The sequence below is a fragment of the Humibacter sp. RRB41 genome, assembly GCF_022761015.1.
Lineage (GTDB): Bacteria > Actinomycetota > Actinomycetes > Actinomycetales > Microbacteriaceae > Humibacter.
The window spans coordinates 537425-550673 of the sequence record NZ_JAKWJQ010000003.1 but is presented as its reverse complement, the minus strand read 5'-3'; the positions used below and the strand labels follow the sequence as shown (position 1 = coordinate 550673).

The 13249-nt window shown below is 66.7% G+C and carries 12 protein-coding genes; 2 read left to right on the top strand and 10 right to left on the bottom strand.

What is annotated here, in order from left to right:
- Positions 1-237: 237 nt before the first annotated feature.
- The gene (gene lexA / locus MJ603_RS11175) at positions 238-879 is read left to right on the top strand and encodes a transcriptional repressor LexA (protein ID WP_243063837.1); all 642 of its coding nucleotides are present in this window, start codon (positions 238-240) and stop codon (positions 877-879) included.
- Between the two features lie 64 nt (positions 880-943).
- Here lexA and metE read toward each other — a convergent pair whose 3' ends face one another.
- The 3 genes from metE to hflX form a co-directional block, all read right to left on the bottom strand.
- A complete protein-coding gene (gene metE, locus MJ603_RS11170; RefSeq protein ID WP_243063790.1) occupies positions 944-3280 on the bottom strand; it encodes a 5-methyltetrahydropteroyltriglutamate--homocysteine S-methyltransferase in 2337 nt (778 codons plus the stop codon).
- Positions 3277-4344 (bottom strand): methylenetetrahydrofolate reductase, encoded by a 1068-nt coding sequence (locus tag MJ603_RS11165; RefSeq protein ID WP_243063789.1) that lies wholly within the window; start codon positions 4342-4344, stop codon positions 3277-3279. Before MJ603_RS11165 ends, metE begins: the two co-directional genes overlap by 4 nt.
- 295 nt (positions 4345-4639) lie before the next feature.
- Positions 4640-6169 carry a GTPase HflX gene (gene hflX / locus MJ603_RS11160; RefSeq protein ID WP_243063788.1) on the bottom strand — a complete coding sequence of 510 codons (1530 nt, stop codon included), beginning with the start codon at positions 6167-6169 and terminating at the stop codon, positions 4640-4642.
- 70 nt (positions 6170-6239) lie between these two features.
- Here hflX and MJ603_RS11155 point away from each other — a divergent pair, with 70 nt between their 5' ends.
- A complete protein-coding gene (locus MJ603_RS11155) occupies positions 6240-6872 on the top strand; it encodes a class I SAM-dependent methyltransferase (RefSeq protein ID WP_243063787.1) in 633 nt (210 codons plus the stop codon).
- Between the two features lie 65 nt (positions 6873-6937).
- Here MJ603_RS11155 and dapF read toward each other — a convergent pair whose 3' ends face one another.
- From dapF to MJ603_RS11120, 7 genes are all read right to left on the bottom strand, one after another.
- Positions 6938-7816, bottom strand: coding sequence for a diaminopimelate epimerase (gene dapF, locus MJ603_RS11150; RefSeq protein ID WP_243063786.1), 879 nt, complete (start codon positions 7814-7816; stop codon positions 6938-6940).
- Positions 7813-8796, bottom strand: a complete 984-nt coding sequence (miaA, locus tag MJ603_RS11145) for a tRNA (adenosine(37)-N6)-dimethylallyltransferase MiaA (RefSeq protein ID WP_243063785.1) — start codon at positions 8794-8796, stop codon at positions 7813-7815. The genes dapF and miaA overlap by 4 nt, the downstream gene beginning before the upstream one ends.
- Positions 8797-8812: 16 nt before the next feature.
- Positions 8813-10435 (bottom strand): tRNA (N6-isopentenyl adenosine(37)-C2)-methylthiotransferase MiaB, encoded by a 1623-nt coding sequence (miaB, locus tag MJ603_RS11140; protein WP_243063784.1) that lies wholly within the window; start codon positions 10433-10435, stop codon positions 8813-8815.
- Positions 10436-10519: 84 nt separating this feature from the next.
- Positions 10520-11257, bottom strand: coding sequence for a regulatory protein RecX (locus tag MJ603_RS11135; RefSeq protein WP_243063783.1), 738 nt, complete (start codon positions 11255-11257; stop codon positions 10520-10522).
- A 14-nt stretch (positions 11258-11271) separates the two neighbouring features.
- The gene (recA, locus tag MJ603_RS11130; RefSeq protein ID WP_243063782.1) at positions 11272-12345 is read right to left on the bottom strand and encodes a recombinase RecA; all 1074 of its coding nucleotides are present in this window, start codon (positions 12343-12345) and stop codon (positions 11272-11274) included.
- A 211-nt stretch (positions 12346-12556) separates the two neighbouring features.
- Positions 12557-12781, bottom strand: a complete 225-nt coding sequence (locus MJ603_RS11125; RefSeq protein ID WP_243063781.1) for a DUF3046 domain-containing protein — start codon at positions 12779-12781, stop codon at positions 12557-12559.
- Positions 12782-12910: 129 nt separating this feature from the next.
- Positions 12911-13222 (bottom strand): helix-turn-helix domain-containing protein, encoded by a 312-nt coding sequence (locus tag MJ603_RS11120; protein ID WP_170026791.1) that lies wholly within the window; start codon positions 13220-13222, stop codon positions 12911-12913.
- Positions 13223-13249 lie beyond the last annotated feature (27 nt).

Here is a 13249-nt window from a genome sequence, read left to right as displayed (position 1 = left end):
GAAGAAACTGAATCACCCACCACCGACATTCGGTCCGAGTAGGTGCGCAGACGCACCGACGAGAGATTCGAATCACGCGACGATGGCGACCACAGCGGCGGTCGTACACAACCGTCGAGGACCCACCGATTGCCGCGAAACGAGAGGACGAAGCACGTGAGCGACACCGACGGGCCCGACACCGCACGTACCCCACGTACGCCTGCTGAGAAGCCGCGCACCAGGCGACGCAAGTCTCTGAGCGAGAAGCAGCGCGCGATTCTCGAAGTGATCCAGAGCTCCGTCAGCAAGCGGGGCTATCCGCCGAGCATGCGCGAGATCGGCGATGCCGTGAGCCTCGCGTCGCTCTCCAGCGTCGCCCACCAGCTCAACCAGCTCGAGCTCAGCGGGTACCTGCGCCGCGACCCCAACCGCCCCCGTGCGCTCGAGGTGCTGATCGACCTTCCGGCGACGACAGGCCGATCGGATGCCACGGCCGACTTCGAGACGTCCGTTCCCGTCGGCGACGCCACCATGGTCCCGCTGGTCGGCAGGATCGCGGCGGGCGTGCCGATCACGGCAGAACAGCAGATCGAAGAGGTCTTCCCGCTCCCCCGCCAGCTCGTCGGCAACGGCGAACTCTTCATGCTGAAGGTTCAGGGCGAATCCATGATCGATGCCGCCATCTGCGACGGCGACTGGGTGGTCGTTCGACAGCAGAAGACCGCGGAGAACGGCGACATCGTCGCGGCGATGCTCGACGGCGAAGCAACCGTGAAGGTGTTTCGTCAGCGCGACGGTCACACCTGGCTGCTGCCGCGCAACTCGGCCTTCGAACCGATCCTCGGGGACTTCGCCGAGGTGGTCGGCAAAGTCGTCGCCGTGCTGCGCTCGGTCTGAGACACGGATCGACGAGGGCCCCGAGGCGATCGCCTCGGGGCCCTCGTTCTGTCCTTCGAACCGATCAGGCGTCGACGGAGACGTGATCGCGCACAGCGCGCGTCGCCTCGATGATGTTCCGCAACGACGCGACCGTCTCGTCGTAGCCCCGGGTCTTCAGACCGCAGTCCGGGTTGATCCAGACCTGACGCTCAGGGATGCCCGCGAGCGCGCGCTCGATCAGATCGGTCACTTCGGCGACCGATGGAACCCGCGGCGAGTGGATGTCGTACACGCCCGGCCCGATGCCGTGGTCGAATCCGCTCGCCTTGATGTCGTCGACGACCTCCATGCGGCTGCGCGCCGCCTCGATGCTCGTCACGTCGGCATCCAGGTTGCGGATGGCGTCGATCACCACGCCGAACTCCGAGTAGCAGAGGTGCGTGTGGATCTGGGTCGCGTCGCCGACGCCGCTGGTCGCGAGCCGGAACGAACCGACCGACCAGTCGAGGTAGCCGGGCTGGTCCTTCTTCTTCAGCGGCAGCAGCTCCCTGAGGGCCGGCTCGTCGACCTGGACGATGCGGATGCCAGCGGTCTCCAGATCCGCGATCTCGTCGCGGAGCGCGAGCGCGACCTGGCGGGCCGTGTCGCCGAGCGGCTGGTCGTCACGCACGAACGACCAGGCGAGGATCGTCACGGGGCCCGTGAGCATCCCCTTCACCGGCTTCTGCGTCAACGACTGGGTGTACGTCGACCACTCGACGGTGATGGGCTTCGGCCGTGAGACGTCGCCCCAGAGGATCGACGGACGCGTGCACCTGCTGCCGTACGACTGCACCCAACCGTTCTGCGTCACAGCGAAGCCGTCGAGGTTCTCGGCGAAGTACTGCACCATGTCGTTGCGCTCCGGCTCGCCGTGCACGATGACGTCGATGCCGATCTCCTCCTGCAGGTCGACCACGCGCTTGATCTCCGCCTGCATCAGCCCGAGGTACTCGGCCTCGGTGATGACGCCCTTCGCGAACTGTGCACGCGCCCTGCGGATGTCTCCGGTCTGCGGGAACGATCCGATCGTGGTCGTCGGCAGCAGCGGAAGCCCGAGCGCGGCATCCTGTGCCGAGAGCCGCGCCTCGTACGCACCTCGTGCGAAGTCGGCGTCGGTGAGCGCAGCCTCGCGCTGTCGCACACTGCCGTCACGCACGCCCGGCGCGCCGAGCCGGTCGGCCAGCGCCGCTGACGCCTGTGCCAGCTCATCCTGGATGGACTCGTGCCCGTCATCCAGGCCCCGCGCGAGCACTGCGATCTGACCGACCTTCTGGTCGGCGAACGCGAGCCACGACACCAACCGGGCGTCGAGATCCGGCTCGTCGTCGACGTCGTGCGGGACGTGCAGCAGGGACGTCGAGGTGGATGCCGCAACTGTCGGAGAGAGCGCCAGCAGCGATTCGAGTTTGCCGAACGCCGACTCCAGGTCGCCCCGCCAGATGTTGTGGCCGTCGACGACGCCACCGACCACGGTCTTGGTGCGCAGAGCAGCCTTCGTGTCGGCGTCCAGTGCCTCCGGCACGGCTCCGCGCACGAGATCCAACGAGATCGCCTCGATGCCGGTGACCGCGAGCACCGGTAGTGCGTCGTCGAGCGCCCCGTACGGGGCGGCGACGAACAGTTGCGGGCGGGCATCCGTCGAACCGAGCAGGTCGTACGTCTGAGCCGCGGCCGAGAGGATGTCTGCGCGAGCGTCATCGAGGCTCTCGCTCACAAGTGCAGGCTCGTCGAGCTGCACCCACTCGGCCCCCGCGGCTTTCAACTCGGCCAGGAGCTGAACGTACACCGGGAGAAGGTCGCTGAGGCGCGACAGCGGGCGGAATCCCTCGGAGGCGCCGTCGGCCGGCTTGCTGAGGGCGAGGAACGTCACGGGGCCGACGATGACGGGCCTGGTGAGGTAGCCGTCGCGCTTCGCCTCCTCGAACTCGTGCAGCAGACGGTCGGAGACGAGACGGAAGTCGGTGTCCGGTCCGATCTCTGGCACGAGATAGTGGTAGTTGGAGTCGAACCACTTCGTCATCTCGAGCGGAGCGTCGCCGCCTGCGCCGCGGGCGATGGTGAAGTATCCGGCGAGGTCGAGGCGACCATCGGCATCCACGAGTCCGGAGAAGCGTGCTGGGATCGCGCCGACGGTCACCGCAGCGTCGAGCACCTGGTCGTAGTAGCTGAACGTCTCGGGAATGGAGGAGTCGGTCGTGCCAAGGCCGAGTTCCGCCAGCCGCGACCTGGTCGCGGCACGGAGTCCGGCTGCGGTCGATTCGAGCTCGTCGCCGGAGATGTTCCCGGCCCAGAAGGCCTCGACGGCCTTCTTCAGCTCGCGGCGCCTTCCGATGCGCGGGTAGCCGATGATCGTTCCGGCGGGAAAAGCGGAGGTCATGCTGGTTCCTTCTGATCGGTCTTGCTGAGATCCGTGGTGGTGTGCGTGGGACCGGCGCCGACCGCGACCGGATCGCCCCGCTCCCTTGTGTGGTCGTCGGCGAGAGCCGACGAGTCGATGAGGCCGCACCTTTCGAGTACGGCGAGTGAGGTATGCGGCTGGTTGAATGTGCAGAGGTGGATGCCCGGGGCACCGCCGGCGATCAGCCGCTCGGCGAAGGCAGCGGCGTGTTCGATGCCGATCTCACGCCTGCCGTCATCGGTGGGCTCCACCTCGAGACGGATCGCCAGATCGCTCGGCAGATCCTCACCGTTCAGTTCGAGCACCCTGCGGAGTCGCGCCGGGCTTGTGACCGGCATGATGCCCGGCAGGATCGGGAACCTCACACCGGCCGCTCTGGCGCGCTCGGCGAATACGAAGTAGTCCTCGGCATGGAAGAACAGCTGTGTGATCGCGAGGTTCGCGCCTGCCGCCTGTTTGGCGAGCAGGGTGTCGATGTCCTGCGAGATGGAGCGTGAACGCGGATGCCCGTTCGGAAACGCCGCCACGGCGATGGTGACCTTCTCGCGCGTTCCGACCTCGCTGGCGTGCGGGAGCCCCGGAACCGGGATCTCCCGGTACGGCGCGTGCTCCGCCTGGATGCGATGGACGAGTTGCACGAGTTCGGAGGCGCTGTGCAGATCGCCGGCAGCGGCATCCTGCTCCGATTGGCCGACGGGCGGGTCGCCGCGCACGGCGAGGAATCTCGTGACGCCGACATCGAGGAACTCGCGGATCATCCGCGCCGCCTCGGCGTGCGACGAGCCGATGCACGTCAGATGCGCCATCGGTGTCACCGAGGTGTCCTGCGCGATGTGCTTCACGACGTCAAGCGAATTGACGTGCGACGATCCGCCGGCGCCATAGGTGACCGAGATGAACTCCGGTCCGACAGCGGCCAGTCGCCGAATCGTCTCGGGCAGAGCGCGAGCCGCGGCCTCGTTGCGTGGCGGGTAGAGCTCGAACGAGAAGGGCGTGTCTGCCGGACATCGCGTGGCGCCGTCGAAGGCGATCGCTGCGCTCATGGCGGCTCCCTCATCTCACGGAACGGAGGGAAGCGCACGTGACCGGGTGGGCATCCGCACCGTATGGTGGCAAACCGCAGATTCCTCCTGCGATCTGTGGGCGGGTGCCGGGCTCGGCTGTCGCTCCGGCCGAGCAGACGTGTGCCTGATCCGACCGATATTGGGCATCAGAGTAGCAAATCCAGCCGTAAACGGATGCTGCGTGTTACGCCGCGCTACCTGCTCGGCTCCCGGCTCGATTGGTCATCGGCGAGGTGAGCCCTTCGACTCGCTTCGCTCGCTCGGGCGAATCAGGTCAGACGGCGACGGCATCCGCACGAAAGGGTTCGAAGACCGGAACGAACTCCTCGGCGACTCGGGCTGTGACCCTCGTGCCCTCCGGCTCGTACGCCGTGTCGATGACTCGGCCGCGCTCGTGAAGCGCTGAAACGAGATCACCCCTGTCGTACGGAATGAGCACGTCGATCTGCACGGATCGATCCGGAATCAACCGGGCGATCGCTGCGAGCACCTCGTCGATGCCTTCGCCGGTGCGTGCTGAGACGAAGATCGCGGCGGGTTCCAGCCCTCGCAGCTCGAGTCGACGGTCGTCGTCGATCAGGTCGGCCTTGTTGAAGACGACGATCTCGGGGATGTCACGTCCCTCGACGTCGCCGATCACATCGCGCACCGTGGTGAGCTGCGCAGCGGGGTCGGGATGCGAGGCATCCACGACGTGCACGATCACGTCGGAGTCCGCGACCTCTTCGAGCGTGGAGCGGAAGGCCTCGACGAGCTGATGCGGCAGGTTGCGCACGAAGCCGACGGTGTCGGTGAGCGTGTAGAGCCTGCCATCGGCGGTGATGGAGCGCCGTACTGTGGCATCCAGCGTGGCGAACAGGGCGTTCTCCACGAGCACGCCAGCCTTCGTGATGCGGTTGAGCAGGCTGGACTTGCCGGCGTTGGTGTACCCGGCGATCGCCACTGACGGCACGCTGTTGCGGCGTCGGTTCGCCCGCTTGGCCTCTCGCGCGGGCTTCATCTCCTTGATCTGCCTGCGCAACTTGGCCATGCGTGTGTGGATGCGGCGACGATCTAGCTCGATCTTCGTCTCACCCGGTCCACGGCTTCCCATGCCGTTGCCCGCGCCGCCGACCTGTCCACCGGCCTGGCGGCTCATCGACTCGCCCCAACCGCGAAGTCGGGGAAGCAGGTATTCGAGCTGGGCAAGCTCGACCTGGGCTTTGCCCTCTCGCGACTTGGCATGCTGGCTGAAGATGTCGAGGATGACGGCGGTGCGGTCGATCACCTTCACCTTGACGATGTCTTCGAGGGCACGCCTCTGGCTGGGAGCAAGTTCGGTGTCCGCGATCACGGTGTCCGCGCCGAGCGCGGCGACGACATCGTGCAGCTCCTGCGCCTTGCCGCTTCCGAGATAGGTACTGGGGTCGGGGTGCGGCTTGCGCTGCAGCAGACCGTCGAGCACGACGGCGCCGGCCGTCTCCGCGAGTGCCGCGAGCTCACGCAACGAGTTCTCGGCATCCGCGATGGTGCCTGCAGAGTAGACGGCGATCAGCACTACGTTCTCGAGACGCAGCTGCCGGTACTCCACCTCGGTGACGTCTTCGAGTTCGGTCGACAGGCCGGAGACGCGACGCAATGCGGCGCGCTCCTCACGGTCGAACTGCTCACCGTCCGAGTCGTGGCCGCCGGCGGCCGCACCCTGCAACGCCTGAGCAGACTCTCCGAAGATGGCCCTGTGCGCCGGTCGTTGATCCGCGCGCGCGAGCACACGCGCCACAACGTCGTCGCGCGTCTCGTTCTGCTCGGTATCGGATTCACTCATCGTGCGTTCCACCCTAGTTCTCCTTGATCGACGATCTCTCCCGAGGGCTCCACTCGGGTACGTTCCTTGTATGGCCAGCGGCGAGCACTATTTCACGTCCAGACCCGGAAGCGACGCGAAGCTGCACCCGCTGTCGGTGCGGCTGGCCGGGCGAGACCTCGAGCTCACCACCGCGGCGGGCATCTTCAGCCCCGACCGCATCGATGCAGGCACTCAGGTACTGCTCGCCGACGCTCCCGCTGCCCCGCCCAGCGGCGATCTGCTCGACCTCGGCTGCGGCTGGGGTCCCGTTGCACTCACACTCGCCCTCGAATCACCTCAGGCGACCGTATGGGCGGTCGACGTCAACGAGCGTGCCCTCGATGTCGTGCGCCGGAACGCGGCATCCCTCGGCCTCACCAACCTCAACGCCGTGCTGCCCGACGATGTTCCCGATGACCTGGCCTTTCGCGCTATCTGGTCGAATCCGCCGATCCGCGTCGGCAAGGCCGAACTCCACGCGCTGCTGCTGCGCTGGCTCCCGCGTCTCGACGGCGACGCGGATGCCTGGCTGGTGGTACAGCGCAACCTCGGCTCCGACTCCCTGCAGAGATGGCTCGGCGGAGCCTTGAGCAGCGAGTTCACCGTGCGGCGCGCGTCGACGAGCAAGGGCTACCGCGTGATCCACGTGCGCGCTGGAACTAGCAGCGAGGGTCACTTCTGACCTTCGTAGCGACGCCGGCGCCGGTCGCCGTCCGGGCGACCGGGTACGTCGAGCGGCCGAAGCCGTCAGCCGATCGTGACCTCTCCGTCGAAGACCAGCTCGGCAGGCCCCGAAAGGGCGACGTGCTCACCGTCTTCGGCGGGGAACATCCGCACACCGAGTGTGCCGCCTGGCGTTCGCACTTTCCAGTCGTCGGGAGCGCCGTCCCCCGCCCAGTACCTGGTGGCCAGCGCTGCCGCCGCCGTGCCGGTACCGCAGGCCAGCGTCTCGCCGCTGCCGCGCTCGTGGACGCGCATGCGGATGCGGCCGATCCCATCGGCCACGAGCGGTTCGAACGGCACGACGAACTCGATGTTGGCACCGCCGATCGGGGAAGGGTCCATGATCGGCGTCGGCCCGAGATCGACGCGGTCCAACTCGTCGTCGTCTGCCAGGGCGACCACCACGTGCGGATTCCCGACCTCGATGCCGAGCCCCGGGCGCGCGACGCCCAGCTCCTTCGCGCGCACCAGCGGGTCGTCGCCTGTGAGGTGCCAGCGACCGAGGTCCACCTGGAACCCGGTCCCGCTCTGCTGCACGTCTCGCACGCCTGAGCGGGTGCCGATCGGCAGGGTCTGGCCGGGGCGCAGATCGGCGTAGCCACCGTCGATGAGATACCGCGTGAACACACGGATGCCGTTGCCGCACATCTCAGCGGGCGTTCCGTCGGCGTTGTGGTAGTCCATGAACCACTCGGCGGTCGGGTCCTCCGCCAGTGCGATCGAACCCTCCGGGATGGCCGACGAGCGAATCGCGCGGATCACGCCGTCCGCCCCGACTCCGAAGTGCCGGTCGCAGATGAGGGCGATCTGCGCCCCTGTGAGGTCGACGGCGCCGTCCGGGTCGGCGAACAGCACGAAATCGTTGCCGGCGCCGTGGCCCTTGCTGAAGGAGAGTGTGGTCACCGCGACAGCCTATCCAGTGACGCCAGTGCGAGCCGGTCAATGACCGTGCGCGTATCGTCCCCGTCCGCGTCGAGCCATTCCAGATCGGGGTACCGCTTGAACCACGACACCTGCCTGCGCGCGTAGCGGCGCGTGAGACGCTGGGTCTCGGCGACGGCCTCCTGCTCGCTCATGTCGCCACTCAGCTGGGCGATCGCCTGCGCGTAACCGATGGCCCTGGATGCCGTGACCCCACCCTGCAGACCGGCGGGGAGCAGATCGCGCACTTCGTCGACGAGACCGTCCGTCCACATCCGTTCGACGCGGGCATCCAGCCTTCTCACGAGCCTCTCTCGTTGCACCTGCAAACCCAGCACGATCGACGGCGACCACGGCACGGGCCGCTCTGGAAGGACCGCGCCGTGCCCGACCTCGGCCAGTTCCGCGATCTCGAGCGCGCGGATGACCCGTCTCGGGTTCGCGGGATCGACCCGCTCAGCGGTCACCGGGTCGAGTTCGCGCAACCGCGCGAGAAGCGGCGCTATACCGGTCTCCCGCTCTTCCGCCTCCAAGCGAGCGCGCATCTCGGCGTCTCTCCCCGGGAACGCGAAGTCGTACAACACGCTCGACACGTAGAGCCCGGATCCACCCACCAGGATCGGCACGCCGCCACGCGAACGGATGTCATCGACGGCCGCTCGCGCCCGCGGCTGATACCACGCCACGGTCGCCTCCTCTGTGACCTCCAGCACGTCGACGAGGTGATGGGGAACGCCTTCACGCTTGGTGACGGGCAGCTTCGCTGTACCGATGTTCATGCCGCGGTACAACTGCATGGCGTCGGCACCGACGATCTCGGCACGGATGCCTCGATCACCGAGGCGAATCGCGACTTCGACCGCGAGGTCGCTCTTACCCGTGCCCGTTGCGCCGACGATCGCGAGAAGGGGCGCAAGGGCACCGTCGTTCACAGCGTTCTCACCCGCAGGCGCGGCCGTCACGCGTCGACCGGGGGCGTCACCGCTCGCCGTCGCCAGGATCGTAGATGGGCGTGGTCGGTCCCGCCGGGGATCCGGCATCGAGACGCGAACGCAGCGTCGGCAGGCCGAGCGACACAGGGCCGGCAGCAGCGCCGCCCGAGCCATGGGCCGGGATCGCGCAGGACTCCGCGTCGGCGCGCTCCCAGGCGTCGCCGGCGCGCGTCCGGCGTACGCGTAGCGGGACTCCCGGCTCGCTGTCGGCCAACAAGTGGAACGGGGCGGCGTGCGTGATCCGTACTGTCACCACGTCGCCCGGACGTGGCGCCTCCGAGCCTTCCGGCACCTCGAAGTGCACCAGTCTGCTGTCTTCCGCACGACCGCTCATACGATGCGTCTCAGCGTCCTTCTTGCCCTCGCCTGTTGAGACGAGCACCTGCACCTCACGTCCGACGATCTTCTCGTTCTCCTCGAGGCCGATGCGCTCCTGAAGCGCGATGAGACGCTCGTAGCGGTCCTGCACGACCTCCTTCGGCACCTGATCGGTCATCGTCGCCGCGGGCGTACCCGGTCGCGGTGAGTACTGGAACGTGAACGCCGTCGCGAACCGTGCCTGCTCGACGACGCGGAGGGTCTCTTGGAAGTCCTCCTCCGTCTCACCGGGGAAGCCGACGATGATATCCGTGCTGATCGCGGCATCCGGAATGCGGGAACGCACGCGGTCGAGAATGCCGAGGAACTTCTCGGAGCGGTAGCTGCGACGCATCGCGCGCAGAATGCGGTCGGATCCGGACTGCAACGGCATATGCAGTTGCGGCATCACGGCCGGCGTCTCAGCCATCGCCTCGATGACGTCGTCGGTGAACGCTGCCGGGTGAGGGCTGGTGAAACGGATGCGTTCGAGCCCGTCGATCTCACCTGCAGCGCGCAGCAGCTTGCCGAACGCCAGGCGATCGCCGAAGTCGACTCCGTAGGAGTTCACGTTCTGGCCGAGCAGCGTGACCTCGACGGCGCCGTCATCGACCAGCGACTGGATCTCTGCCAGTACCTCGCCGGGCCGGCGGTCGTTCTCCTTGCCGCGCAGCGAGGGCACGATGCAGAACGTGCAGGTGTTGTTGCACCCGACGGAGATCGACACCCAACCGCTGTAGGTCGAATCACGTTTTGTCGGCAGCGTCGACGGGAAGGTCTCCAGGGCGTCGAGGATCTCGATCTGCGCCTCGTCGTTGTGCCTTGCGCGCTCGAGAAGGCTCGGCAACGACCCCATGTTGTGCGTGCCGAAGACGACATCGACCCATGGCGCCTTCTCAAGGATGACGTTCTTGTCCTTCTGCGCCAGGCATCCGCCGACGGCGATCTGCATGCCGGAATGCCGGCGCTTCACGGATGCCAGGTGACCGAGGTTGCCGTACAGCTTGTTGTCCGCGTTCTCACGGACGGCGCACGTGTTGATGACCACCACGTCGGCCTCGGAGCCGGAAGCCGGTACGTATCCCGCAGCCTCCAGCGATCCGCTCAGGCGCTCGGAATCGTGCACGTTCATCTGACAGCCGAAAGTGCGCACCTCGTACGTGCGCACGTGGCCATCGACGTCCACGGCCGCATCGGAGACGGCGATCGCTGTGGGCGCCGAGCCGGGTCGAACTCGATCGGCAATGCTCATAATGCCGACCATTCTACGTTCGCCGCCACACGCCTTCGTTCGCATGCCCTGACTGCTCGGCCTGCCTACCCGAGTGGTGCCCGGTCAGCGGAACCGAACCCGTCCTCCGTCGGTGGACGGCCCTCTGGGATGCGACTCGAGCGCCGTGCGCACAGCGGCCCGGACCGTCTCGCCGTCGTATCCCTTGCGGAGGAGGAAACCACTGAGCCTGCGCGACGCCACGTCGTAGTCGAGACTCGTCAGCTGCCTGGCTCGTGCGACGGCCAGCTCTGTGGCGCGTTCCTTCTCGTCGTCACCGTCGAGCTCCGCCATCGCGTCGGCGATCACGTCGTCGTCGAGGTGCCTTCTGCGAAGCTCGGATTCGATCGCGGAGCGTCCAGAGCCCTTTCTGGTATGCATCGCGTAGACCATCGAAACGGCAAGGGCCGCATCGTCGACGAGCCCGATACTCTCCAGCCGATCGAGCTCGGCTGCAGCGGTTTCGTCGTCCACTTCGCGTTTCGCGAGCACCTGCTCGAGTTCCCAGCGCGACATCCCACGGCGCGCCAACTGGTGGATCGCCACATTGTTCGCTCTGGTGGTCTTGCGATCGCGCCCACCTCGACCGCGGCCGTCGGCCTCATGATCGCCGTCGCCGTCGTCCCGCCGCGACACCGCGTTGACTCGCTCGAGCGCGTGCTGAGCAGCAGCCGAGGGCTGCGCTCCAGGCAGATAGGTCACCGGCGCGAGATCTCCTGAGCGGCCGCCGGATGTCATGGCACCCGGCGGCCGGCGGCGCTTCGGCCGCTCGGAATCTCCTGCCGGCGGGAACTGGACGACCATCGTGGGCTCCCGCCCTAGGCGCCCTTGCGCTGTGCGATCTTAGGCGCGATCGACTCGACATTCGACGCCGGCTCCGCCGGAGCATTCGGGTCGGCAACCACACCGAGTTTGACCAGGATCTTGCGCTCGATATCCAACGCGATGTCGGGGTTGGAGATGAGGAAGTTGCGCGAGTTCTCCTTGCCCTGGCCGAGCTGATCACCCTCGTACGTGTACCAGGCACCCGACTTCTTCACGATGCCCTGCTCAACGCCGTAGTCGATCAGGCTGCCCTCGCGGGAAATGCCGACACCGTAAAGGATGTCGAACTCGGCTTGCTTGAAGGGCGGCGCCATCTTGTTCTTGACCACCTTGACCCTGGTGCGGTTGCCAACGGCCTCTGTACCGTCCTTCAGCGTCTCGATGCGCCGGATGTCCAAGCGGACCGATGCGTAGAACTTGAGCGCCTTGCCACCGGCTGTGGTCTCTGGGCTACCGAAGAACACGCCGATCTTCTCGCGCAACTGGTTGATGAAGATCATGGTCGTGTTGGTCTGGTTCAGCCCGCCCGTGAGTTTGCGGAGCGCCTGAGACATCAGACGTGCCTGCAGACCGACGTGCGAGTCGCCCATCTCACCCTCGATCTCGGCACGGGGCACGAGTGCCGCGACGGAGTCGATCACGATGAGGTCGATCGATCCGCTGCGCACGAGCATGTCGGCGATCTCGAGCGCCTGCTCCCCCGTGTCGGGCTGCGACACGAGAAGGGCATCTATGTCGACACCGAGCTTCTTCGCGTACTCCGGGTCGAGCGCGTGCTCGGCGTCGATGAAGGCTGCGATGCCGCCGCCCTTCTGCGCGTTGGCGATGGCGTGCAGCGTCAGGGTCGTCTTACCCGAGGACTCAGGCCCGTAGATCTCGACGATGCGTCCGCGCGGAAGACCGCCGATGCCGAGCGCGACATCGAGAGCGATCGAGCCGGTCGACACGACCTCGACGGGCGCACGCTCGTCGCTGCCCAAACGCATGACCGAGCCTTTTCCGAACTGGCGGTCGATCTGGGCCAGCGCAGTCTCGAGTGCTTTTTCGCGATCCGCTGGTGTGGGCATGATGGCTTCCTTTCGCCGGGACAGTCGTTGAGAACTCGCTGCTTCGTACCGTAAGTCGCACCGGTGACATCCGTAGATGCAGGGTGCGGTCCGGTGGATAACTCGCTTCGATCAGGTCTGTGGCCTCAGAGTACCAACTACCGAACATCTCTTCGCATCATCGATGGCGTGTCGCACCACGAGAACTCGCGATTCGCGCACTCCGTACCGGTCAGCGCTTCGGTTCGGGAAGGCCGACGCCGTGGCGCCTGGCGACAGGAACTTCCATCGCCTCGCACAGCGCCCACCACACGTCTCGTTCCGGTACACCGTCAGCCAGCGCCTGATCCCCCGTGCGGTTTCCCAGCCGGTCGAGCACAAGGTCGCGCAGCAACGCTCTTCCGTACTGCTCGCCGAATTCGGCGGTGACGGCTCGTTTGAATTCGCTCGCACGCATCGCAGTCAGCCTACGATCTGCGAAGACCGTAGGAGTCGCCGAACGTGCATACCGACGGAGTCTTGTCGTCTGTTAACGGCGGAACGCCCCGCATCGCGGGGCGTTCCGTGGCCTCTAGCGGCGAACGTGTCACCGTGCGACGAGATCCGCGTCCAAAGCGGCGACGAACTCGTCGGGAACCGTGTCGGGGATCACCTGATCGATGCCCTCGAGCACCGCCAGCCTGTCTCCGACCTCGCGCATGATCACCGAGATGGGGGTGTCGAGGGCGTCGGCGACCGAAGCGAGAATCTCGCTCGACGCCTCCTTCTGACCTCGCTCCACCTCACTGAGGTAACCGAGAGCAACACTCGCGCGGCTCGCAACCTGACGGAGTGTGCGCCCCTTCTGCAGGCGGAAGTCCCGTAGCACGTCGCCGATTTCCTGACGTACGAGAATCATTGGAGCCTCCTTTTCTCTTCCTGCCAG